This is a genomic window from Nannocystis bainbridge (genome assembly GCF_028368995.1).
GTDB classification, from domain to species: Bacteria; Myxococcota_A; Polyangia; order Nannocystales; family Nannocystaceae; genus Nannocystis; species Nannocystis bainbridge.
Map to the genome: position 1 here is coordinate 2,471,919 of NZ_JAQNDL010000001.1, position 23,379 is coordinate 2,495,297.

At 70.9% G+C, this 23,379-nt stretch carries 15 protein-coding genes and 1 tRNA gene; 9 read left to right on the plus strand and 7 right to left on the minus strand.

The window, feature by feature from the left end; translation table 11 throughout:
- Window positions 1-136: 136 nt before the first annotated feature.
- Window positions 137-1,666, minus strand: coding sequence for an MYXO-CTERM sorting domain-containing protein (locus POL25_RS09680; RefSeq protein ID WP_272085646.1), 1,530 nt, complete (start codon window positions 1,664-1,666; stop codon window positions 137-139).
- Window positions 1,667-1,888: 222 nt separating this feature from the next.
- On the opposite strand from POL25_RS09680, the gene POL25_RS09685 reads away from it, so the two are divergent.
- Window positions 1,889-2,431: a lytic transglycosylase domain-containing protein gene (locus POL25_RS09685; RefSeq protein ID WP_272085647.1), complete on the plus strand. Its 543-nt coding sequence runs from the start codon at window positions 1,889-1,891 to the stop codon at window positions 2,429-2,431.
- A gap of 96 nt (window positions 2,432-2,527) precedes the next feature.
- On the opposite strand, the gene POL25_RS09690 is transcribed toward POL25_RS09685, so the two are convergent.
- Window positions 2,528-4,135 carry an ABC-F family ATP-binding cassette domain-containing protein gene (locus POL25_RS09690; protein WP_272085648.1) on the minus strand — a complete coding sequence of 536 codons (1,608 nt, stop codon included), beginning with the start codon at window positions 4,133-4,135 and terminating at the stop codon, window positions 2,528-2,530.
- A 127-nt stretch (window positions 4,136-4,262) separates the two neighbouring features.
- Here POL25_RS09690 and POL25_RS09695 point away from each other — a divergent pair, with 127 nt between their 5' ends.
- The 4 genes from POL25_RS09695 (at window position 4,263) to POL25_RS09710 (ending at window position 7,518) form a co-directional block, all read left to right on the plus strand.
- The gene (locus POL25_RS09695) at window positions 4,263-4,919 is read left to right on the plus strand and encodes a hypothetical protein (RefSeq protein WP_272085649.1); all 657 of its coding nucleotides are present in this window, start codon (window positions 4,263-4,265) and stop codon (window positions 4,917-4,919) included.
- 100 nt (window positions 4,920-5,019) lie between these two features.
- Window positions 5,020-6,657, plus strand: coding sequence for an L-glutamate gamma-semialdehyde dehydrogenase (gene pruA / locus POL25_RS09700; RefSeq protein WP_272085650.1), 1,638 nt, complete (start codon window positions 5,020-5,022; stop codon window positions 6,655-6,657).
- An 80-nt stretch (window positions 6,658-6,737) separates the two neighbouring features.
- Window positions 6,738-7,025, plus strand: a complete 288-nt coding sequence (locus tag POL25_RS09705) for a hypothetical protein (protein WP_272085651.1) — start codon at window positions 6,738-6,740, stop codon at window positions 7,023-7,025.
- Between the two features lie 7 nt (window positions 7,026-7,032).
- Entirely contained in the window at window positions 7,033-7,518 is a 486-nt protein-coding gene (locus POL25_RS09710; protein ID WP_272085652.1) for an MOSC domain-containing protein, read from the plus strand.
- Between the two features lie 147 nt (window positions 7,519-7,665).
- Here the strand turns inward: POL25_RS09710 and dnaJ are convergent, their stop codons facing one another.
- Window positions 7,666-8,784, minus strand: a complete 1,119-nt coding sequence (gene dnaJ, locus POL25_RS09715; RefSeq protein ID WP_272085653.1) for a molecular chaperone DnaJ — start codon at window positions 8,782-8,784, stop codon at window positions 7,666-7,668.
- Between the two features lie 149 nt (window positions 8,785-8,933).
- Here dnaJ and POL25_RS09720 point away from each other — a divergent pair, with 149 nt between their 5' ends.
- From POL25_RS09720 to POL25_RS09735, 4 genes are all read left to right on the plus strand, one after another.
- Window positions 8,934-9,563 carry a hypothetical protein gene (locus POL25_RS09720; protein ID WP_272085654.1) on the plus strand — a complete coding sequence of 210 codons (630 nt, stop codon included), beginning with the start codon at window positions 8,934-8,936 and terminating at the stop codon, window positions 9,561-9,563.
- A gap of 47 nt (window positions 9,564-9,610) precedes the next feature.
- Window positions 9,611-9,706, plus strand: a tRNA-Sec gene (locus POL25_RS09725).
- An 18-nt stretch (window positions 9,707-9,724) separates the two neighbouring features.
- Window positions 9,725-12,025, plus strand: coding sequence for an alanine:cation symporter family protein (locus POL25_RS09730; RefSeq protein WP_272085655.1), 2,301 nt, complete (start codon window positions 9,725-9,727; stop codon window positions 12,023-12,025).
- A 102-nt stretch (window positions 12,026-12,127) separates the two neighbouring features.
- Window positions 12,128-13,780 carry a M66 family metalloprotease gene (locus tag POL25_RS09735; protein ID WP_272085656.1) on the plus strand — a complete coding sequence of 551 codons (1,653 nt, stop codon included), beginning with the start codon at window positions 12,128-12,130 and terminating at the stop codon, window positions 13,778-13,780.
- 136 nt (window positions 13,781-13,916) lie between these two features.
- On the opposite strand, the gene POL25_RS09740 is transcribed toward POL25_RS09735, so the two are convergent.
- From POL25_RS09740 to POL25_RS09755, 4 genes are all read right to left on the minus strand, one after another.
- Window positions 13,917-16,265 (minus strand): FG-GAP repeat domain-containing protein, encoded by a 2,349-nt coding sequence (locus POL25_RS09740; protein ID WP_272085657.1) that lies wholly within the window; start codon window positions 16,263-16,265, stop codon window positions 13,917-13,919.
- Window positions 16,266-16,432: 167 nt separating this feature from the next.
- Window positions 16,433-18,952, minus strand: a complete 2,520-nt coding sequence (locus tag POL25_RS09745) for an FG-GAP repeat domain-containing protein (protein ID WP_272085658.1) — start codon at window positions 18,950-18,952, stop codon at window positions 16,433-16,435.
- 380 nt (window positions 18,953-19,332) lie between these two features.
- Window positions 19,333-20,967 carry a mucoidy inhibitor MuiA family protein gene (locus tag POL25_RS09750; protein ID WP_272085659.1) on the minus strand — a complete coding sequence of 545 codons (1,635 nt, stop codon included), beginning with the start codon at window positions 20,965-20,967 and terminating at the stop codon, window positions 19,333-19,335.
- A gap of 3 nt (window positions 20,968-20,970) precedes the next feature.
- Window positions 20,971-23,205, minus strand: a complete 2,235-nt coding sequence (locus tag POL25_RS09755; RefSeq protein ID WP_272085660.1) for a DUF4139 domain-containing protein — start codon at window positions 23,203-23,205, stop codon at window positions 20,971-20,973.
- Window positions 23,206-23,379 lie beyond the last annotated feature (174 nt).

The following is a 23,379-nucleotide window of genomic DNA, read 5'->3' on the forward strand; positions in this document are numbered from 1 at the left end:
CGACCGCCCGGATGCTCTTCGAGACCCTCGCCGGGCGCGAGGGAACAGGCTTATATGCGTGGCCGCAGGGGCCGGTCAAGCCGCAGAGGCGCGGCGGAGGTCACGCGCACGGCGCGCATGAGCCGCCGCTGCGATCCTAGGCCGTGCGCCGGCGGCGGGCCCGATGGCCGAACCACAAGCCGAGCAGCGGCAGGACGAGCGCGCCGCCCGCCCCCTGGTCCGAGCTGCGGCACTCGCATCCACCCTTGTCGGTGGCGCCGGAGCTGTCGCCGTCGGTGCCCCCGTCGCTGGCAGATCCCGGGTCCTCGGTGTCGCTGCCGTCGTCGACGCCGGCGGTCTCGTCGCCGGTGTCCGCCTCGCCCTCGCTGCCGCCGTCGGTGGTGGTCGGCGCCGAGGCGCCGCCGACGACGATCTTCATCTGGTCCTGCACCACGTGCTCGGCGTGGTCCTCGGCCTCGAGTACGACCTCGTAGACGCCGGCCTGCAGGTTGGTGAAGTACCAGGCGCCGACCTGGTCGTAGTCGACCTCGTCGAGCGCGACCACGCCGTCGCGGCTGACCTTGATGCGCCAGCCGACGCCGCCGTAGTTGTCGTGGATGTCGGCCTTGATCTCGATGCTCTCGCCGACCTCCAGCTCGAGCAGGTCGCTGTCCGGCAAGAGCTTGACGGTGGGCGGCTCGGTGTCGGGCTCGGGCGTGCCGAAGATCTTGTTGAGCTCCGCGAGGTCGTTCTGCTGCTCGCTGTCCTCGCCGCAGTAGATCTCGTGGATCAGCCGGCAGCCGATGGTGCCGGGCCCCTGGCACTGCTCCTCGCACAGCGCCTGGCAGTTGTCGCCGAAGTGCTTGTTGTTGCCGGCCTGGTAGCTCATGATCCGATCGCCGCCGAGCGTGTGGTCGAGGCCCCACGCGTGGGCGATCTCCTGGCTGATCGTCGCCGAGCTGCTGTCGAACGCGTAGACCACGTTGCGCTGGTCGCGGTCCTCGCAGTCGGTCCCGGGGGCGACGCCGCCGGCCGGGTCGCCGATGTTGGTGTCCGTCCACGAGCCGCCGATCATCGCCATCGTGTACGGCACGGTCTTGCTCGGGCGGTTCAGGTAGAGGACGCGGACCCCGAGCGACTCGAGGTCCTGCTGGACCGCCTGGATCAGGGTCAGCGCGGTCGCCTCGGAGCCGTTGAACACCGGGTACTTGTGGTTGTGGCGGGCCAGCGTGGACTTGCTCTCGGCCGAGTTGTCGGCGCCCGACTTGAGGATGCCGCCGTTGAAGTTGAGGAACACCGTGCCCTTGCGCGGGTACTGGTTGCCCTCGATGTCCTCCCAGGCCGGCAGCGGCTTGGGATCGACCTGCTTGAGGCCCTCGGCGATCTCGCGCCGCTGCACGACCTCGCCGATCTGCACCCACCCCTCGGGCAGCTTGCCGGGCGCCAGCGGCTCCGACGCGCGCGCGCTCAGGGGCGGCGCGTCCAGCTGCGACAGGTCCGGCTGCTCGACCGGCTCGGCCACGAACTTGCCACCCGCCTGCAACACCTCTCGCATGTCGTAGTGATGCGCGCCGGTGACCATCTTCGCGTACGGGTCGTACCGCTCGCCGTCGGCGGCCGCGGCGACCGCCGGCAACCCGGCCGTCACGCCGCAGAGGAGGAGAATTGCGTCTGCCTTCAAAGCCATGACTCCGCTCCTGCTGCCCGCCGAGGCGAGCTACGAGAACCCATCATACGAACATTCCCCGCGGGCACGCGTGGCGAGATGCACGCTCTTTCCGATTTTTCGCTAAACTCTGGGTCCACCCCGGACAATGTAGGATAAATCGTACCCATGACTACCCTACAGCCTTCGACCGCGCCGCGAGCCCTTCGGGGCCTCCGCCATGCGCGCTGGACCGTTGTTTGGATGTTGCTGGGGACTGCGCTGCACGTCCCTGGCTGTGCCACCTCACGCCTGGAGGCGGCGCGATCTCCCGCCGGGGCGGCCGCGGAGCCAGGCGGCGGCGAGGCCTGCGAACGCTGGCCTTCGGGGCAGCGCGACCAGATCGCGGCGGTCCAGCCGCACGTGCAGTCGGCCGCGCGCAAGCACAAGCTCGACCCGCGGCTCATCAACGCGGTGATCTGGGTCGAGAGCAAGTTCAACGCCCGCGCGCGCGGCCCGGGCGGCACGCAGGGGCTCATGCAGCTGATGCCGTCGACCGCGCGCGAGCTGGCGAGCAGCCTCGGCGAGCGCTCGCGCCCGCTCGACGCCGGCTTCAACGTGCGCGCCGGCAGCCTCTATCTGGCGCGGATGATCCGCAAGTTCGACGGCAGCACCGAGCTCGGGCTGGCCGCCTACCACGGCGGCCCGGGGCACGTGCTCAAGTGGCGCAAGGCCGGCCGGCGCGGCGTGCCCGAGGGCAGCAAGAAGTACGTCGAGAAGATCCTCGCGGCCAAGAAGATGTTCTGAGGGCCCTGCCCTCACGGACAGGACCCTCAGGACAGGGCGGTTACGACATATCCGCGAGAACATGTCCACAAGGACATGTCGCGGCAGACAGCCGGCTCAGCGCCCGCCGGCCTTGCCGGTCTTCTCGAGGAACTCCTCGTAGTTGCCGGGGAACAGGTCGTAGCCGCGGTCGCCCTTGAGCTCGAGCACCTGGGTGGCGACCTCGGAGACCATGGCGTGGTCGTGGGACACGAAGATGAGCGTGCCCTCGTACTTCTGCATGGCCTCGGTGAGGGCGCGGATCGACTCGAGGTCGAGGTGGTTGGTCGGCTCGTCGAGCAGCAGCAGGCTCGGCTTGATGAGCGTCATCTTGGCCAGCAGCAGGCGCACCGTCTCGCCGCCGCTGAGCGCCTTGACCGGCTTGTCGGCGTCCTCGGAGGGGAACAGCATGCGCCCGAGCAGGCCGCGGATCTCCTCGACCGTCGACTTCGGGTCCCACTGGTACAGCCACTGGAACGCGGTCCGGTTCTCGACGTTGCCGAGCCCGTCCTCGTGGTCCTGCGGCAGGTAGCCGAGCACGACCTCGTGGCCGAGGGTGAGCTTGCCGCGGTCGGGCTCGTAGGTGCCGGCGATGCACTTGAGCAGGGTGGTCTTGCCGATGCCGTTGGGGCCGACGACCGCGATCTTCTCGCCGCGGGTGGCGTTGAAGGTGATGTCCTTGAGGACAGGCTTGCCGTCGAACGACTTCCACAGGCGGTCGACCGCCAGGGCCAGCTTGCCGCTCGGGACCTTCTGGTCGAAGCGGATGAACGGCCGCTGGATGTTGCTGCGCTTGAGATCGACCATCTCGATCTTGGCGATCGCCCGCCGCCGCGACTGGGCCTGGCTGGCCTTCTTGGCGTTGGCGCCGAACCGCTGGATGAACTCCTTGAGCTCGGAGATCCGCTTCTGCTTGCTCTGGTTGCCCTTCTCGGCCGAGATCCGGTACTGGATCTTCTGCCGCATCATGTCGTCGTAGCCGCCGGTGTACGTGATGATGTTCTCGTAGTCGACGTCGGCGGTGTGGGTGCACACCTCGTTGAGGAAGTATCGATCGTGCGAGATGACGACCAGCACGCCCCGATACTCGAGCAGGAAGTTGGTCAACCAGTGGATCGACTCGAGGTCGAGGTGGTTGGTCGGCTCGTCGAGCAGCAGGATGTCGGGGCTGCCGAACAGCGCCTGGGCCAGCAGCACGCGCAGGCGCATGCCGCCGGTCAAGGTCGAGAGCGGCAGCTCGTGCTCGGCGGCCGGGATGCCGAGGCCGTCGAGCAGGCGCTCGGCCTCGGTCTCGGCGCCGTAGCCGTCCTCCTCGCTGATCACCATCTCGAGCTCGCCGAGGCGCATGCCGACCTCGTCGCTCATGTCGCCCGAGGCGAGCAGCTTCTCCTTCTCCTCCATGGCCTTCCACAGGCGGTGGTTGCCCATGATGACCACGTCGCGGATCCGGCAGCCCTCGAAGCGGAAGTGGTCCTGGTGAAGGACCGACAGGCGCGTCCGCGGCGGCTTCCACACGTTGCCCTTGTCGGCGTCGAGCTCGCCGGCGAGGATCTTCATGAAGGTCGACTTGCCGGCGCCGTTCGCCCCCGTCAGACCGTAGCGGTGACCCGGCTCGAACGATGTCGTGACATCGTCGAACAACACCTTTCCGCCGTACGACTTGGTGATCTCAGATACCGTCAGCATCGCTGGCTTCCTCGCAAATAACCTCGTTCAGGGCCGCGCTCCGATCGACGACGATCGCAAAGCGCGAAGGGCCCCGAGGCCGCACGCCGCTTGCCGGGCGCGCCGGTGCGTGGTTAGCTTGCGGGACTTGCACCGGCAACGCCCAATCCTCCTCGCCGTGAGCCTCGTCGCGGTGGTGGTGTGGGCGGTTCCTCACGAAGTGCAAGCCTGCAGCTGCATGCCGCCGCCCGCGCCCACGGTCGCCCGCGACCAGGCCGAGGCAGTGTTCGAAGCCCGCGTCGAGGCGGTGCAGACCTCCGACTCGAACGGGATGGTCCGCTACGGGCTGGCGGTCCAGCGGGTGTTCAAGGGCGACCTGCCCGCGTCGACGACGGTCGTGACCCGCTCCAGCAGCGCCGCCTGCGGCCGCAGCTTCGTGGTCGGCAAGAGCTACCTGCTCTACGCCCACCGCACGCCGGAGGGCGATCTCGGCGACACGATGTGCTCGCGCACCCGCCAGATGGGCACGGCGGACGAAGATCTCGCAGCCCTGGGCGCCGGCACCCCGCCCCCCGCCCCGGCCGCGCCCGAGAGCCAAAGCCGCGAGCCACCACGGATCGAGCCCCCGGCCGCCCCGCCAGCCCTCGGCGCCCCGGCGCCCACCACCCGGCAAGGCTGCGACCTGGCCGGCAGCGGGCCCGCCGGCCTCGCCAGCCTGGTCCTGCTCGCGCTCCGCCGTCGTCGCCGCGCCGCGACGTGCGTGAGCCCGCACCCGCAGGGCCCTGTCAGCGAGCCCGGAGCCTGATAGCCTCCGCGCCCGTCTGGGCGGCATGCCTGGAGCCACCACGACCGTCGCCGACGGCCGGGATTCCGTGCATGCTTGCGCCAGCCTGGAGACCGCCCTGATGTCCTTTGGCCTGTTCCGCGTCCCCGAACCCGTCAACGAACCCGTGCGCTCGTACGCGCCCGACACGCCGGAACGCGCCTCGCTCAAGGCCACCTACGCCGATCTCGCCGCCAAGAAGTTCGACGTGCCCCTGTGGATCGGCGGCAAGGCGGTCCGCACCGGCAACATCAGCCCGATCGTCTGCCCGCACCAGCGCAAGGCGGAGCTCGGCGGGTTCCACCAGGCCGGCTCGCGCGAGGTCGGCGACGCCATCGTCGCCGCGCAGGCCGCCCGCGCCGACTGGGCGGCGATGCCGTGGGACCAGCGGGCCGCGATCTTCCTGCGCGCCGCGGCGCTGCTGCGCGGGCCGTTCCGCGACAAGCTCAACGCGGCGACGATGCTGAACCAGTCGAAGACGGCGCACCAGGCCGAGATCGACGCGGCCTGCGAGCTCATCGATTTCTTCCACTTCAACGTCCAATTCCTGACGCAGCTGTACGGCGAGCAGCCGATCTCGTCGCCAGGCACGTGGAACCGCGTCGAGTACCGCCCGCTCGACGGCTTCGTGTTCGCGGTGACGCCGTTCAACTTCACGTCGATCGCCGGCAACCTGCCGACGGCGCCGGCGCTGTGCGGCAACACGGTGGTGTGGAAGCCGGCCTCGACGGCGGTGCTGTCGGGCTCGGTCATCATGGAGCTGCTGCAGGCCGCCGGCCTGCCCCCGGGCGTCATCAACTTCGTGCCCGGCCCGCCCGCCGCCGTCGGCGAGCAGGTGCTGGCCCACCGCGACCTGGCCGGCGTCCACTTCACCGGCTCGACCCCGGTGTTCAAGCAGATGTGGCGGTCGATCGGCAACAACATCGACAACTACGTCAGCTATCCGCGCCTGGTCGGAGAGACAGGTGGCAAGGACTTCGTGTTCGCCCACCCGAGCGCCGACGTGCAGTCGCTGGCGCACAACCTGCTGCGCGGCGCCTTCGAGTACCAGGGCCAGAAGTGCTCGGCCGCCTCGCGCGCGTACATCCCCGACAACCTGTGGCCGCAGGTGCGGGAGATCCTGGCCGACGGGGTCGCCAGCATCAAGGTCGGCGACGTCAGCGACTTCACCAACTTCATGGGCGCGGTGATCGACGCCCGCGCCTACGCCAAGCTGCGCGAGGCGATCGAGGAGGCGCGCAGCCGCCAGGGCGGGCGCGTCGCCGAGGTCATCGGCGGCGAGAGCGACGACAAGCACGGCTTCTTCATCCGCCCGGCGATCATCGCCGGGGTCGAGCCGGAGTACCGGACGATGAAGGAGGAGCTGTTCGGGCCGGTGCTCACGGTGCACATCTACCCGCAGGCCCGCTTCGAGGAGACGCTGGGGCTGTGCGAGCGCGGCAGCGAGTACGCGCTGACCGGCGCCATCTTCGCAGAGAACCGGGGGGCGATCGTCGAGGCGACCGAGACGCTGCGCCACGCGGCCGGCAACTTCTACGTCAACGACAAGCCGACCGGCGCGGTGGTCGGCCAGCAGCCGTTCGGCGGCAGTCGGGCCAGCGGCACCAACGACAAGGCGGGCAGCCTGCTGAACCTGATGCGGTGGATCTCGCCGCGTACGATCAAGGAGACGTTCACGCCGCTCCGGGACTACCGCTACCCGTTCATGGACGCCGGCTAGCGGCCCGTCCTCGGGGGGGCGCGCAACTGCGCCTCGACTTCGACTACCTTCGCCCGTAAGCCAAGTCCCGAGGACCCCCCATGCGACACGTCATCCTCCCCGCCTGCGCGTCCCTCGTCCTGCTCTTTGGGGCATGTTCCAACGGCAAGGCGACGGAGGCCGAGTGTGCCGAGTTCGCGGCTCACTTCGAGGCGCTGATGGCGGGCGGGCCGACCTCGGTCGAGGTCGCCAAGACCACGCAGCTGGCCAAGAACATGGCGCAGGAGCTCCACGCCCGGTGCCTGAGCGAGGGCACCGCCGCCGAGGTCCGCTGCGCGCTGGCGGCCGAGTCGATGGAGGCGCTGCAGCGCTGCGGCGCCCCCACGTGAGGCGGCGATGAGCGATCGAGACGGGGTCGTCGTCGGCGTCCACGTGAACCCCGCCGGCGGGGTGCCGAAGTTCGCCGTCGGCCTCGCGCTCGTCACGGTCAGCGGCGTCGCCGGCGATCGCCAGCTCGACCTCAGGTACCACGGCGGCCCCGACCGCGCGGTCTGCCTGTTCGCGCGCGAGCGCATCGATGCGCTGATCGCCGAGGGCCACCCGATCGCGCCGGGCACCACCGGCGAGAACCTCACGATCGCGGGCATCGACTGGGCCCGCCTCGGTGCCGGCGACCGCCTCGTCGTCGGCGACGACGTCCTGCTCGAGATCACCGGCCCCGCCCCGCCCTGCAGCACGATCGCCGGCTCGTTCACCCGCGGCGAGTTCAAGCGGATCTCCGACAAGCTGCACCCCGGCTGGAGCCGCCTCTACGCCCGCGTGCTGCGCGAGGGCGTGGTCCGCGAGCGCGCCCCGGTCCGCCTGCTCGGGCAGGCCTCCTAGGCCGCGGCGCCTCGGCTGCGCAGGATCCGGCCGCCCGCCTCTGCGCGCCTGTCGAATCGGACATGCCCAAAAGAACATGTCGATTCGGACATGCGCGAAGGGGCATGCCCTCGCGGACATGCCCCTGCGGACAGCAGCGAGCTGGGCTCAGCAGCCGCGCTTGCGCTTGCGCAGGCTGCTGAAAAAGCCCTTCTTCGGCTCGGAGACCGACTCGCCACTGAGCTCGGCGAGCTCGCGCAGGAGGTCCTCCTGGTCGCCCGACAGCTTGGTGGGGACGGTGACCTCGACGTGGATGTGGTGGTCGCCGAAGCCGCGGCCGCCGATCACCGGAACGCCCTTGCCCTTGCGGCTGATGACGTGGTTCGGCTGGGTGCCCGCCTCGAGCTCGAGGTCGATGTCGCCGGCGAGGGTCGCGGCCTTGATGGTGCAGCCGAGCGCCGCCTGGACCATCGAGATCGTGACCTTCGAGTGGACGTCGTACTCGTCGCGCTGGAACCGTTCGTCGGGCTGGACGGCGACCTCGACGTAGAGGTTTCCGGCCGGGCCGCCCTTGGCGCCGGCCATGCCGCGCCCGGGGATCCGCAAGGTCTGGCCGTCGTCGACGCCGGCGGGGATGTTGACCTTGAGGGTCGCCTCGCGCTGGACCGCGCCGGTGCCCGAGCAGGTCTTGCACGGCGACGTGATCATCTGCCCCTGGCCCTGGCAGCGCGGGCAGGTGGTCTGGATGGTGAAGAAGCCCTGGCGGTGGATCACCTGGCCGTGGCCGTTGCACTGGCTGCACTGCTGCGGCTTGGTGCCGGGCGCCGCGCCGCTGCCATGGCAGTCGTCGCAGGCCTCCCGGCGCTGCACCGTGAGCTCGCGCTCGACCCCGGCGACGGCCTCGGCGAACGGGATGACCACGCGGGTCTTGAGGTCTCCGCCGCGCTGCGGACCGTCGCGGCGGCCGTTGAACCCGAGGTTGCCGAACAGGTCGCCGAACAGGTCGCTGAAGCGGCTGAAGATCTCGTCGGTGCCCTGGAAGCCGGAGAAGCCGGCGCGCGACGGGCCCTCGTGTCCGTATTGATCGTAGAGCCGACGCTTGTCGTCGTCGCTCAGGACCTCGAACGCCTCGGCCGCCTCCTTGAACTTCTCCTCGGCCTCGGGATTGCCGGGGTTGCGGTCGGGATGCCACTGCATCGCCGCCTTGCGATAGGCGCGCTTGATGTCAGGCGCGGGGGCCGTTCGTTCGACCCCGAGAATCTCATAGTAATCGCGTTTTGCGGGCACCGCGCGCGAGAAGCTAAACACCTGCGTCCTCGCTGTCAACGACGGCTCCCCCGAGTCGGCACTGGCCGCCGTGCGGACCGCCACGCGCTCAGCGGAGCGCGCGCGGCGATGACGCTTGTGGTAGCGTGCGCGCCCGAGGACACTGCCCGATGCACAAGATTGCTCCCATCCGCGCGCTCGTGGCGACCGCCTGCGCACTCCCGATCCTCGCTGCCGGGTGCCAGGAAGAGCCGCTCCCGCTGTTCGACGAGCAGGGCACCTGGGTGCTCTCGCTGTTCAGCCTCGAAGACGGCGACCCCATCAGCGACTTCGGCTCTGGCCTGCGCCAGGAGAAGTACATGATCTTCTACGACAAGGACGCGAAGGTCGTGGCCACGGCGGCGTGCAGCGACTCGATGGGGGAGCAGGGCGTCAAGGCCAGCCAGTGCGACCTGTCGGGGGAGCAGGGCTACGCCTGTCGCTGCTTCAACTACGAGTTCGACGAGACGCGGATGACCTGGACCGAGTTCGTGCCCAAGGGCCAGCCGAAGCCGCCGGAGCCGGGCGAGGAGGACATCGCCAACGGCGCGGTGCCGCCGGACCAGGGGGTCCGGATCCAGCTCGAAGAGTACAGCCCCGACACGTACAACGACACCTGGCGCTACACCCCGCTCCCGTTCGGCGTGTTCGACAGCAACGGCGTGACCTCGCAGTACGTGTTCCAGGGCCGCAGCGAGGCCTCGTTCGACGGGACCGGCTGCCGGAAGGTGTGCGGCATCGCCGGCGAGCCGGCGATGTGACGCGCACGCCGTTCCCACGCCGGGGCGCTTCCGCTATCCTCGCCCGCGGAGGCGCTCGGCTCGCTGGTGCGGCCCCCGGTCTTCAACACCGGAGTGGGGTGCGAGGAGCGCCCTGGGCAGGTTCGATTCCTGTGCGCCTCCGATCTCCTCGGCCCTGACGCATGTTCGACCCCACCTCCGGCCTGCTCGCGCTCCTCGTCGCCGTCTTCGCGTCCGCCGGCCTGCTGGTCGCCGTCTTCGGGCGCGCGCCGCAGCTCCGCGGTCTGGCCCAGGCGCTCCGCCCCAGCCGCGCGCGGCGCCGGTTGTTCGCCGGCGCCGGCCTCGGCGCCATCGTCGGGGCCGCGTTCGCGCTGGCCGCCGGAGGGCCCGGCGCGATCGCCTGGTGGTGGCTGGCCGGGCTGCTCGGCGGCGGGCTCCACTGGGCCGAGGCCCGTCTCGGCGCCGCCGAGCGCGTCGATGACATGTCCCGAGGTTCCGGTCGCTTCGGACATGTCCTGAAGTTCATGTCCGCTTGCGCAGGACTGGCCGCCGCCCTCGCCGCAGGCGGGCTGTTGCTCGCCCAGCAGGGCGCCGAAGTGCTGCGCGACTCGCTCGGCCTGGCGCCGTGGGCGGCCGGGCCGGTGCTGGCCGGGCTGCTGCTCGCGTTGGCGCTGCTCGCCCGCCGTCGCCCCGGCGGCGACGACCTCGCCGGCCTCGGCGCCCTCGCCGGCTTCGCCTTGCTGGCGTGGACCGGGGTGGCGCTGGCCGCCCTGCTCGCCGCCCCGGGCGCGCTCGCGGCTGGTCTTTCGGCCATGGTCGAAGGGGCATGGTCGGGCGAGGCCGCGCTGGCCGGCGCGCTCGCGGCCGCGGGTCAAGCTGTCCTTTGGAGCAGCTTCGCCGCGGGCATCGGCGGCGCGGCCGACGGCGACCCGTCCGAGCCGGCCGAGCGGGTGGTCGGCGTCGCGCCGATCACGGCCGCGGTGGCCACCCTCGCCGGTCTGCTGGTGCTCGCGGGCGGCGACCCGCGCGCGCCGATCGTCGCCGCCGAGGCGAGCGCGCTGCCCGGCGCGCCCGCTGGCACGGTCGCGCTCGAGCGGTACATCGGCGTCGGCCTGCAGCCGAGCGACTACGGCCAGACCGTCGTGCTCGCCGGCGACCTCGGCCTCACGCCGGGCAAGCGCTACGAGGTCGTGCTGCGCGCCGACCCGCGCGGGCATCGGGCCGGCGAGGTCATCGCCGGCGACAACCTGGTGGTGGTGCCGACCTACGCCGTCGCGGCCGACGTCGACAGCGTCATCCTGCGCGACAAGGACCCGGCGCGCGCCGGCAACCCCGGCTTCGACGTCCACATCGCCTGCACCCGCGAGCGCGTGAAGACCCGCGTCGGCGAGTTCTACAAGCTGCGCCCGCGCGACCCCAACATCAACCTTTTCCAGTTGATGCGGGCGCGCGACCTCGACGGGCCGTACGTGCGGCTGCGCGACTATCACTTCGTCGCCAGCGTCCGCCCCGCCGTCGCCCTCGGCAGCAACGAGACGCGTCACCTTCTTTACGAGGAGCCGCGCCCGGACGACGCGCCGGCCGACCCCACGCTGCGCGAGCTGATCACGCTCGGCTTCGCCGGCCCCTACCTCGATCCGGGCGGCGCGACCGAAGCGCCTCCGTTCGCCCTCGCCGCCGCGCCCGGGGCCGCGCTGACGCTCGATCAGCGCGTGCACCTCCGCCTCGACGCGCCGGTGCGCGGCCTGGAACTCGGGTTCGTCAATCGCCTCGGCGAGCTCGAGGTGCCGCCGTGGGATCTGCTCGCGGGCGTTACTGACGCCGTGCTGCCCCACCGCGACGACCCCGGGCTCGACGTGCACGTGCCGGTCCGCAGCCGCCTCGCGTTCGGCCGCTTGCGCTTCACCAGCGCCGACCCCGCGATCGTGTTCGCCGAGCTCTCCAAGTCGCATCCCGATCACGGCGCGCCGCGGCTGGTGCCGCCGAGCCATCGCTTCGCCGCCGAGGTGCGCGCGTCGACCCGCGTGCCCGCGCCGCGGCCCGACGGCCCGGTGTTAATTCCGCTTCACCGCGACCTGCATCCGACCGGCAATCCGGGCTACTCGCTTTACACGCCGCATCCGGCCGAGCTGCTGCTCGCGGGCATGCAGGCGCCGGTGCGCGACCAGTTCGGCGCCGCGCAGGTGCTGCCCGGGCTGCGCGCGGGACTCGGGCGGGCGGGCGACATCGCCGGCGGCCTGGTCCTCGGCGTCCTCACCCTCGCGGGCTTGATGTTCTGGCTGCGCCGGGGCCAGCGCTTCGCCGCGGGCTGCTTCGGCGGCGGTGAATTCGGGGTCGCGCTGGTGTTCCTCGTCTGCGTCTTCGCCGGTCCCGCGTGCGATCCGGCCGCGCTGCTGCGGCTCGCCGTGCCCGCGCTGGCGCTGGCCGCCGTGCTCGGACTCACCGTGATCCTCACCCGTCTGCAGCGGCTGCGGGGGCCTTGAGCGCCCGCGCGGGGCCGCTTCGCCACGGGGCCTTCATACGCTCTAGCACCGCGACAGAACGCCGCGCTTGTCGGGCCCGCGCGCGCCGGATAGCGTGTCCATATGACGCGCCCCCAGCTCTCGATCTCCGCGGCCCTCGCCCTCGCCCTCGCCCCTGCGTGCGGCGATGACACCGGCGGCGCCGCCACCGGCGACGGCCCGGCCACCAACATCACGGCGACCGACGGTCCCGGGGGGACGAGCGAGGGCGGCAGCGAGTCGGACGGCGGGGTCACGACCGCGGCGCCGGAGCCGTTCGTGCCGGTGCCGGCGGTCGGCGGCATCGAGCTCGAGTGGGTCGAGGCCAACCAGGGCATCGGCGTGGCGATCGGCCGCGACGGCGCCGGCGTCGGCGGGTCCGACCGCACCTCGTACCTGCTGCAGAACCGGCTCACGCTGATCCGCGCGTTCTGGCGCAAGCTGCCCGAGGACTGGGTCCCGCGCGAGATCGAGGCCCGGCTCATCATCAGCGGCTACCCCGAGGGCGACAAGGTGCTGTCGAGCAAGGCGCTGGTCGACGGCGCGGCGTTCGTCGGCAACCTCGAGAAGAGCTTCTACTGGGGCCTGATGCCGGCCGAGGTCATCTCGGGGCTCAAGTACCGCATCGAGCTGTGGGAGACCGAGAAGGGCTGGGCGCAGATCGATCCGTCCACGCCCGCGGGCTCGACCCCGCCCAATCTGCCGGTGTCCGGCAACGCCTTCATCGGCGTCGAGGACAGCTACCAGATCATGAAGGTCACCATCGTCCCGTACAACTACAACTTCGGCGGCTGCGTCACGACGCCCGACCTGTCGGAGTCGACGATGAAGAAGTTCGAGACGTTCATGTTCATGATGAACCCGATCGAGCGGCTCGAGATCACGCTGCACGAGCCGATCGACTGGCAGGGCGAGCTGACGCATTTCGGCCAGCTCAACCAGTTCATGGTCGACCTGCGCCAGCAGGACGGCGCGCCGCCCGAGACCTACTACTACGGCTACGTCGACGTGTGCTCGGGCGGCCTCGGCGGCGCCGGCGGGCAGGCGATCGACATCCCCAGCGGCGCGCTCAAGAACGACGCGTGGAAGCGGACCTCGTCCGGTCTGTCGCTGCCGGGCAACACCGACTACGCGGCCGAGACCTTCGTCCACGAGGTCGGCCACTCGCAGGGTCGCTACCACATCGCCTGCAGCGGCGAGGCCGGGACCGACAACAGCTATCCGCACCAGGGCGGCGACATCGGCGAGTGGGGCTTCGGCATCAACAACTTCAAGCTCTACCACCCCACCGTGCACAAGGACTACATGACCTACTGCCACCCGGTGTGGGCCTCGACCTTCGGCTGGAACAAGGTGTTCCCGATCATCCAGCAGCTGAGCTCGTGGGACACGGACGCCCCGCCCGCGCCCGAGCAGGGCGACGTGGTCCTGCTCGGCGTGATCCAGCCCGACGGCACCGAGTCGTGGATCACCACCCCGGGCGCCGTCGACCCGAACAACCTCAGCGCCGTGCAGCACGTCGAGTTCTTCGCCGGCGGCGAGTCCGTCGCCGTCCAGGCCGCCGAGGTCCGCCCGCAGCCCGACAGCGACGCCGTCAACATCGTCGTCGCCCTGCCCGAGGGTTTCGATGATGTCACCCAGATCGCCCGCGTCGACGGCGCTCGCCGCACGATCACCAGGGCCGAGGACATCACGATCAGCCACAAGTACCGCGCGCTGCCGCTGAGCAACAAGTAGGGGCTGACCTTCCGGTCAGGTCTGAAGGGACATGTCGCTCGCGACATGTCCCTTCGCGCATTGTCGCCAGTCGATTTGAAAGACGAAGGGCCCCGGCGCGCCGCGCCGGAGCCCTTCCCCTCACCGCTCACCCGTCTCAGGCGCGCTTGCGCGAGCGGCGGACGCCGAACACGCCGAGCAGCAGCAGCGAGCCCCACAGGCCGCGGGTGCCCTGGCTGTCGGCGACGCAGCCGCAGCCGTCGTCGTCGAGCTGGCACTGGCCGTCGGCGCCCGGGGCCGCGCCGTCGGGGCACTGGCCGTCGGTGTCGGTGGCACTGTCGCCGCAGTCCTCGGGGCAGGTCGACTCCTCGCCCGGGTCGCACACGTCGTCGCCGCACACTCCGCAGTCCTCGGGGCAGGTCTCACCGCCGGTCGGCTCGCAGATGCCGTCGCACTCGCCGGCCGTCTCGCCGCAGTCCTCCGGGCACACTTCGCCCGCCTCGCAGCTGCCGTCGCCGCACATCGGGCCCGTGTCGCTCTCGCTCGTGGGGCAGTCCGCGGGGCAGGTCTCATCGGGCTCGCACACCCCGTTGCACGGGCAGTCCTGCGGGCAGAGCTCGTTGGTCTCGGCCGGCTCGTCGCACACGCCGTTGCCGCAGGTGTTCTGGCACTCGATGCAGGTGGGCGAGTCCTCGTCGCAGGTCTCCCACTCCTGGACCATCCCGTCGCCGCAGCTGTTGGGATCGATCTCGAGGGCGACGGTGAACGGGCCGACGCAGACCCGATTCTCGGCAGCATCGATGGCGCAGTACTGCCAGGTCAGGGTGTCGGTCTTGTTGCCGTTGTACGGCACGGTGAAGTCGACCCGCCACAGCGCCTCGCCGAACCAGATCGAAGGAGCGATGAACTTCTTCGGATCGGTGTCCAGCATGTTGACCAGCTCGTTCGGGTCGGCGAGGCCGAGCGCGAACTCCATGTACGGCAGGCGCCGGCCGTGGGCCGTCAGCGCCGCCCCCTCGCCGGTCAGGTTGAGGTCGCCGAGGCCGGCGTCGAACCAGTAGTCGTGCCAGTGGCTCGGCGTCTTGTAGTCGTTGACGCGGGCCTGGAACCCGGTCTCTTGCCCGAAGTACAGCAGCGTGCCGAGCTTGGCCTCGATGTTGTCGTCGTAGATCCGCGGCGGCGTGATGTCGACCGGCACGCCGTCGGCCGGGTCGTCGCGGCCGAACAGTACGAAGTTCGGCTGCCCCGCGTCGCGCGAGGCAAGGGCGACGTCGACCCGCTCGTCGTGGTTGAAGTCGGCGAACATCAGGCCGAACGTCGAAGCCAGGCCGGGCACCACCGGGAACGCCGCGTCCAGCGGTGCCCCCGCCGCGGTGAACTTGCTGCCGTCGTTGAGGAACAGCCGCGAGTTCTTGTCGTTCGGGCCCAGGCGCAGGCCGGTGGTCACGAAGTCGGGCGTGCCGTTGTTGTCGAAGTCGAGGGTCGCCGCGTCGAAGTCGAGCTTCGGCGGGTTTTGCCCGATGTCCCAGAAGCCGTTGGGGTTGTCGGCGAAGTCACCGCTGCCGTTGTTGACGATCACCGAATTGCGCTTGGCGCAGTAGTTGGTGCCCATGATGTCGACGCAGTTGCCCATCTGCCCGACACCGTCCTGCAGCGTCACGACGTCGACGAAGCCGTCGCCGGTGAAGTCCATCGGCGTGAACGCGGCGTTGACCTGCTTGGCGATGTTGCCCTCGAGCGCGCCGATCGGCAGGTGGGTGAAGTTGCCGTCGCCGTCGTTCTTGAGCACGATCGCCCAGCCGACGCCGCGGGTCGCGACCAGCACGTCGAGCGCGTAGTCGTTGTCGATGTCGACCAGCTCCATGTCGAACGACCACACGGCCCAGCTCTCCATGCCCATCGGCAGGTTGGCGGCGCCGTCCTCGAACGTGCCGTCGCCGTTGCCGAGCCACAGGCGCAGCGAGGCGCCCTGGTCGACCGGGTCGCCGTAGGGCTGGCTCGAGCCCCAGTCGGTGGCGACGATGTCGAGGTCGCCGTCGAGGTCGACGTCGCCGAGCTCGAGGTCGCCGATGCTCTTGTTGTTGCCCGGGCCGATGTCCTGGCGGGTGAACGCGCCGCCGCCCTCGTTGAGCAGGACGTAGCTCTGGCCGGTGAAGTTGACGCCGACCACCAGGTCCGCGTCGCCGTCGCCGTCGATGTCGCCGGCCTTGATCACGTAGGCGTTGTCGGGGTCGTCGAACACGCCGGCCGCGGCGGTGAAGCCGGTGCCGCCGCCGTTGACGAGCAGCTGGTTCGGCTGGGCGTTCTGGTCGCTGCCGGTGTTGTCACCCGAGCTGTTGGCGAACACGAGGTCGACGAACCCGTCGTTGTTGATGTCGACCAGCTCGACCTTCTGCGACGTGTACCCGGCGTCCGGCAGCGTGATGCCGGCGTCGAGCGCCCACGGGGCCGCGCCGGCCAGCGCCGGCAGCAGCGCCGTCGACACGACCGTGACGGCCTGGAGCACGCGGGCCGGACGAGGACAGGAGTTGGACCTAAAGCGAGCGTCGAACATGGTGTTTCACTTTCAAGCGAGGGGTCAGGTGCAGTGAAGAATTCAGGGCGAAAAAATCGAAAGGGGCCGAAGGTGCGGGCGGACGAGCCGCCGAACCCTCGGCCCCGGTCGCGTCGGCACTACGCGCGCTTGCGGAAGCGACGCACGCCGAACACGCCGAACAGCAGCAGCGACGCCCACAGGCCGCGCGTGCCGCCCTCCGGCTCGGCCACGCAGCCGCAGCCGTCGTCGTCGAGCTGGCACTGGCCGTCGACGCCGCCCGCGGTGTCGGGGCACTCGCCGTCGCTCGCCGTCGCCCCGCTGCAGTCCGCCGGGCAGTTATCGGCGTTCTCCGGCGGGTTGGTGCAGATGTCGTCGCCGCACACGGCGCAATCCTCGGGGCAGGTCTGCACCGACTCGTTGGCATCACAGACGCCGTTGCCACAAATGCCGCCGTCCGTCGGCTCGGGCAGGCAGTCCTCGGGGCAATTCATCTCGTTCTCCGGCGGGTCCTGGCAGATGTCGTCGCCGCAGAAGCCGTCGTAGTCGCAGTCGTTCGGGCAGTTGACCGAGTCCTCGGGCGGCTCGCAGGCCCCGTCGTTGTCGCACGGGTTGCAGTCCTGCGGGCAGTTCTCCGGAGTCTCCGGCGGGTTCTGGCAGATGTCGTCGCCGCACACGCCGTCGTAGTCGCAGTCGTCCGGGCAGTTCTCGGCGTTCTCGGGCGGCTCGCAGGCGCCGTCGTTGTCGCACGGGTTGGGACCGCAGTCCTCCGGGCAATTCGCCGGCGTCTCGTTGGGGTCGCAGGTCCCGTTGCCGCAGGTCTCCTGGCAGTCGACGCAGGTCTCCGAGTCCTCGTCGCAGGTCTCCCACTCCTGGACGGTGCCGTCGCCGCAGTCGTTCGGATCGATCTCGAGCTCGACCGAGAACGGGCCGACGCAGTCCCGGTTGCCGGCGGCGTCGATGGCACAGTACTGCCAGGTCAGGGTGTCGGTCGGGCTGCCGTTGTACGGCACGGTGAAGCCGACCCGCCACAGCGCCTCGCCGAACCAGATCGACGGGGCGATGAACTTCTTCGGGTCGTCGTCGGCCATCGTCTCGAGCTCGTTCGGATCGCCGAGGCCGAGCGCGAACTCCATGTAGGGCAGGCGGCGGCCGTGCGCGATCAAGGTCGCGCCGTCGCCGGTCAGGTTGAGGTCGCCGAGGCCGGTGTCGAACAGGAAGTCGTGCCAGCGGACCGGCGTCTTGTAGTCGTCGACGCGCGCCTCGATGCCGGCCTGCTTGCCGAAGAACAGCAGCGTGCCGAGCTTGGCGGCGAACCCGTCATCAAAAATCCGGGGCGGCGTGGTGTCGATCGCCACGCCGTCGGTCGGGTCGTTGCGGCCGAACAGCACGAAGTTCTTCGACGCGGCGTCGCGCGAGGCCAGCGCGACGTCCTCGCGCTTGTCGTGGTTGAAGTCGGCGAACTGCAGGCCGAAGGTCGACGCCAGCTCGGGCACGATCGGGAACGCGGCGTCCTGCGGGACCGGGGCCGGCTCGACCGTGGTGCCGTTCTTGTTGAGGAACAGGCGCGAGTTCTTGTCGTTCGGGCCCAGGCGCACGCCGGTGACCACGAAGTCGGGCCGGCCGTCGTTGTTGAAGTCGAGGGTCGCGGCGTCGAAGTCGAGCTTGGCCGGGTTGTTGGCGATCGCCCAGTAGTTGCCCTGGTTGTCGGTGGGGTAGTTGCCCATCCCGTTGTTGATGAGCACCGAGTTGCGCTTGGCGCAGTACTGCACGCCCATGATGTCGAGACAGTTGCCGCCCTGGCCGACGCCGTCCTGCAGCGTGATGAGGTCGATGAAGCCGTCGCCGTTGAAGTCGCTGGGGGTGAACGAGGCGTTGACCTGCTTGGCGATGTTGGCCTCGAGCGCCGGCACGCTCAGCTTGGTGAAGGTGCCGTTGCCGTCGTTCTTGAGGCCGAAGCCGAAGCCGACGCCGCGGTTCGAGACCAGCACGTCGAGGGCGTAGTCGTTGTCGACGTCGACCAGCTCGATGTCGAACGACCAGGCCGACCAGGTCGCCATGCCCATCGGCAGGTTGCCGTCGCCGTTGTCGAAGGTGCCGTCGCCGTTGCCGAGCCACAGGTGCAGCGAGGCGCCCTGGTCGACCGGGTCGCCGTACGGCTGGCTCGAACCCCAGTCGGTGGCGACGATGTCGAGGTCGCCGTCGCCGTCGATGTCGCCGAGCTCGAGGTCGCCGATGCTCTTGTTGTTGCCCGGCGTGATGTCCTGGCGGGTGAAGTCGCCGTTGCCCTCGTTGAGCAGGACGTAGCTCTGGCCGGTGAAGTTGACGCCGACCACCAGGTCGGCGTCGCCGTCGTCGTCGAGGTCGCCCGCCTTGATCACGTAGGCGTTGTCCTCGTCCTCGAACACGCCGCCCTGCTCGGTGAAGCCGGCCCCGTTGTCGTTGATCAGCAGCTGGTTGAGCTGGGCGTTCTGGACGCTGCCGGTGTTGTCGCCCGAGCTGTTGGCGAACACGATGTCGACGAACCCGTCGTTGTCGACGTCGACCAGCTCCAGCTTCTGCGTCACGTAGCCGGAGTCCGGCAGCTGCACGTTGTTGTCGACCTGCCAGGGAGCGGCGCCGGCGATGGACGGCATCAGCACCGCCGTAAGGGCCGTCACGACCTTGAGACTCCGGGAGAGGGGTTGAGAGTGCGGCAGACGGACGAAACGCATGATGTTTGAACCTTCAATCGGGGGAAACACGCCGAGGCAGCCCGAGACGGGTCGCCGCGACAGGGCCCTGGAGCGCCGTAGCCAGCATAAGAAGGGTCTCGCGCCGGCGTCCAGTAAAAGTGAGTCCACGCGCGGTCTCGAGCCTCCGGGTTTACACCCCTGGCCCATGGGAAAACCGGACGGCGGGCCCTTCGCGCCGGCGACTTCGATGTGTCACATCGGCGGCGCGCTGCGATCACCTGTCTGCAAGAACAGGTGACTTCAGGCGCGCTGGGCGCTACGCACCCCCCGGACCTGCACCCGCGGTCCGACGTCGCGGAGGTGTCTCAGATGCCGACGACGTCGCCGTGCTTGCGCACGATGTAGCCGAGATTGAGGCTTGCGCGCCCGTAACCCGGCAACTCGACCTTCCAACGGACCAGCCCGTTGTTGTCGGGTCGTGCGCGATCGCTGGTCGCCGTCGCGTCGACCTCGATCTTCACCTTCTCGATCTCCGACACCGGCACCCGCTCGCTGACCTGCACCGTGCGGGCTTGCGGGCCGAGGTTGCTGAGCTTGACCTCGATCTTGTGGATCTGCGACGCCCAGCCCGACAGCATGCCCCGCTCCTCGCGCGCCTGCGTCACCGACCGCTGCACCCGCACCGCTCCGTCGGGGCCCCAGCCGATGGCGAAGTTCTCGCCGGGCGCGATGAACAGCACGCTGGTGCGACCGACGAACCCGCCGTTTTTGATCAGGTCGACCGGGCCGGCGAGGATGGGGTGATGCAGGCGATCGTTGACGTGGGTCGTCTTGAGGATCACGGCCTCGGCGAGCTCGGCCATCAGCACGTGCTCGCTGGTGGTCTTGAGGGTCCCGCTCATCAGCGGCACGCGGTAGGGGCGGCCGTCGCTCGGCACGCTGGCGCGGGCCGACGCGCGCAGGCTCAGCGCCTCGCCGCCGTCGTCGATGCCGGGCAGGTCCTGCGAGCGCTGCTTCGGCGCCGAGCCGAGCCCGGTGGTCTGGACCTCTTGCTCGCGCGCCTCGACGACCACGGCCTCGCTCTTGCGCTGGACGAACAGCAGATCGCTGGCGAGCTGCGGCGGCTCGGTGCCGAGCGAGGGCCGCTCGGTCGAGAAGATCAGCTGCACGTCGCTCCAGTCCTCGCCGGTGTTCTGCCACACGCAGCCCTCGCTGCTGAAGTGCAGCACCGGGTCGGCGCCCTTGACCAGCTCGACCAGCTGGGCCCGATGGTACGGCCGCCAGCACGCGCCCGGGACCACGTAGTCGACCTGCACGGCGTAGGCGCCGGCCGTCGCGACCCACACCTCGACCACGACCTCGGCCGCGACCGCGTCACTGACCTGCGCGGTCGCGCCGATGCGGTGGTTCAGGCGCGCCAGCTCGGCCTCGACCTCGACGATCTCGAAGTCGAGCGCGAGCCGCTCCTCGCGGACCTTGTGCTCGCGCGCGGCCACCAGCGCCAGCGCCTCGGCCCACTGCTTCGGCGCCTCCCCGCCGTAGCAGACGTCGACGCCGATGTCCTGGACCACGACCTCGCCGACCCCGGCCAGCGCGGTCTCGTGGTGCTGCGCCAGCTCGCGCGCGGCCTGCAGCTCACCTAGCCTTTGGGACAGGCGGTCGCGCTCGCGCTGCAGCTCGCGCGCGCGCTCGGGCTTGTCGTCGCCGAGCACGAGCCGGGAGCGGCGGACCCGGACGTCGCTGACGCGCTCGCGCCCGCCGTCGCCGGCCTTGCCGCCGTGCGGGGCGATCGCCGCGCACAGCGTCTTGTCGGCCAGCACCGGCGCGACGCCGGCGACCCGCAGGCGCGTGAGGCCGGCGCGCAGCTCGACTGCGGCGCGGCGGACCACGTGGGCGCGATCCTCGAGCACGGTGACCTCGACGATCGGGGCCTTGAGCTCGACCGGGGCGACCGAGGGGGTGGCGGACTCGTGCTTTTCGATGAGGGTGGGCTCGGTCATGACTCACTCCCGGCGGTTGCCGCCGACCAGTTCCTTCTTCGCGGAGATCCGGACCACGTAGGTCGCGGTGAGCTTCTTCTGCTGACCGGCAGGGACCTGCACGCGCCAGCGGTAGCCGCCCTTCAGCGCGTAGTCCTCGGGCTCGAACGGCGCCCACGCCGGCTCGACCGCGCCGACCTCGACCTGGATCTCGTCCTCGCGCTCGCGCACGCTCGGCAGCCGCTCCTGCACCTCGACCTCGACCGGCCGCGGCGAGCGGTTGGCGACCTCGAACTCGAGGTCGTGGCGCAGCGACAGCGAGCCGCCCATCAAGCCGGCCGCCTCCTCGCGGAAGTGGGTGTTGCGCGAGACCTTGATCGCCTGCTCGACGCCGAGGCCGATCTGCACCTCGCCGCGCGGCGGGGCGACCTTGAGGTCGGCCGACAGCAAGTAGTCGCCGCCGACGTAGATGTCCGCCGGGCCCGGCAAGAGCGGCGCGTCGAGCGGGTTCTTCAGCTTGACGAAGCGGTACACGTCGGTGCTCTCGCGCGGCACCACGACGTAGCCGAGCTGGATCGGCGCCGCCTGGGTGAGCAGCGGCACCGAGTGGTAGTCGCCGTCGGACGGGATGTCGACCGGCGTCTCGGCGGCGTACACGTAGTCGAAGCCGAACCACGACTCGGCGAACCGGTGGCGCGGCGGCAGCCCGCGACCGCCCGCCTGCTGGGCCCGCGTCACCGCGCCGTCGATCAGCGACACCACGTCGAGCTCGCGCGTCACCTCGCGCACCCACAACATCTCGAGGTAGCGCTCGCGCCGGTGCGTCAGCGTCAGCACGCCGCGCCGGCCGGCCTCGGGCCCAGGCATGCGCAGGTCGCCATAGGCCAGCTGCTCGGGCGCCGCCTCGTGCTCGGGCTCGGGCCCCGGGCGAGCCAGCCCGCCCTGCGGCCCGCCGCCCTCGGCCCCGCCGAAGAAGCCGCCGACCGCGTCGGCCAGGGCTCCGCCGAGGCCGCCCTTGCGAGGCAGGGGCGCCGAGGCCATCACCGGCTGGGGCGATGCGGGCGACGGCGGCGGTGCCCCCGAGCGCATCACCATCGGCGGCGCGCTGACTTTGGGTGACGGTCGCCCAGCCCCGGGCGCCGGCTGGTTGCGGGCCTGCTCGAGCTGCCTCGAGCGCTGCTGGTACTGCGGGCTGATGCTCCCGTCCTGCGTGTGCTCGCGCGGCATGTCGGCGAGCACCTCGATCGAGGCCTCCGTCTCGGGGTCGGCCCACGCCTCGCTGGGCACCGGCTCGGGCGTCGGCTTGGACCGCGGCACGGACCCGGCGGCGAGGAAGCGATCGTAATCGGCGTAGAGCTCACCCGCCCCGGCCGGCGGCGCTCGCCAGCCGCGGCGCTGCGGCGCTGGTTGGCGGCGACCGATCCGCAGCGCCTGCATCTCCGGCAGCTCGACCCATCGCTGGGCGTCGGCGGTGGCCAGCGTGAGGCGCACGCCGGCCCAGTCCTCGCCGGTGTCCTGAGCCACCATCGCCCGCACCGCCACCGTCGCCCGGGCCATGTCGCGCGTCAGGCTGACCGCGTAGGCCGGGGCCCAGCGGGCGCCGGGCACCATGTACTCGATGATCAGCCGCACCGGCGCCGGCGGCACGTCGCGCGCGCGCAGGCTGATCAGCGCCGCCTTGCGCAGCTCGTGCGGCTTGGCCTGGCGCGCCTTCGAGGCCGCCTTGCGCCGGGCCTCGAGGTGCTCGCGGCGCTCCTCGGCCTGGCGCTGCTCCTCGCGCAGCCGCTGCAGCTGCGCGTCGATGGCCGCGATCTGCTGCTGCTGGAACGCCACCAGAGACAGCCGCGCCGCTGTCGGCGACGGCCGCGGTGGTTGCCCGCGCTTGTTGGCCGGGCGCTCGTACACCTGCAGCCGCTCGATGCGGGCGCGCTGGGCCTCGAGGTGGGCGCGGCGGTCGGCGAGCGCGCGGACGTCCCGGCGGGCCTGCTTGAGCTCGGCGTCGTCGGGAGGCGGCAGTGATGGATCGGGCACCGCCAGGTCGAGCGCGACCCGCAGGTCCATCGCCACCGGCAGCTCGCCGCCCTCACCCTCGACGCGCACGCGGACCGAGCCGTCGTCGAGGCTGAGCGGCAACCCGAGCAGCTTGACCTGCGGCGGCACCGGCTGGGCCGCCAGCAAGATCGCCGAGCGAGTGACGAGCGCGCCCTGGCGATACACCGTGACCGAGTCGATCCGCGAGGTCAGGACGGGGACGTTCATAGGCCGGCGGATTATGCCCGCGTCTCGGCCGGCGATCGCCGGCAAGCCGACGCGCCGGCCTCGAAGCGGCGAAATCGCCGTTCCACGCGGTTTCACGGGCGCGGCGCCGGCCGCCTGCGCGCCTGCTCGTCACGCGTCCGCGCCCACGCACGCGGGCGAGCGCGAGCCGCAGCG

Excerpts from the sequence above, each read along its gene's own strand:
- POL25_RS09680 (WP_272085646.1), bottom strand. The coding sequence starts at position 1,666 with ATGGCTTTGAAGGCAGACGCAATTCTCCTCCTCTGCGGCGTGACGGCC.
- POL25_RS09710 (WP_272085652.1), top strand. The coding sequence starts at position 7,033 with ATGAGCGATCGAGACGGGGTCGTCGTCGGCGTCCACGTGAACCCCGCC.
- POL25_RS09720 (WP_272085654.1), top strand. The coding sequence starts at position 8,934 with ATGCACAAGATTGCTCCCATCCGCGCGCTCGTGGCGACCGCCTGCGCA.
- POL25_RS09690 (WP_272085648.1), bottom strand. The coding sequence starts at position 4,135 with ATGCTGACGGTATCTGAGATCACCAAGTCGTACGGCGGAAAGGTGTTG.
- POL25_RS09750 (WP_272085659.1), bottom strand. The coding sequence starts at position 20,967 with ATGACCGAGCCCACCCTCATCGAAAAGCACGAGTCCGCCACCCCCTCG.
- pruA (WP_272085650.1), top strand. The coding sequence starts at position 5,020 with ATGTCCTTTGGCCTGTTCCGCGTCCCCGAACCCGTCAACGAACCCGTG.
- POL25_RS09755 (WP_272085660.1), bottom strand. The coding sequence starts at position 23,205 with ATGAACGTCCCCGTCCTGACCTCGCGGATCGACTCGGTCACGGTGTAT.
- POL25_RS09685 (WP_272085647.1), top strand. The coding sequence starts at position 1,889 with ATGTTGCTGGGGACTGCGCTGCACGTCCCTGGCTGTGCCACCTCACGC.
- POL25_RS09735 (WP_272085656.1), top strand. The coding sequence starts at position 12,128 with ATGACGCGCCCCCAGCTCTCGATCTCCGCGGCCCTCGCCCTCGCCCTC.
- POL25_RS09730 (WP_272085655.1), top strand. The coding sequence starts at position 9,725 with ATGTTCGACCCCACCTCCGGCCTGCTCGCGCTCCTCGTCGCCGTCTTC.
- POL25_RS09705 (WP_272085651.1), top strand. The coding sequence starts at position 6,738 with ATGCGACACGTCATCCTCCCCGCCTGCGCGTCCCTCGTCCTGCTCTTT.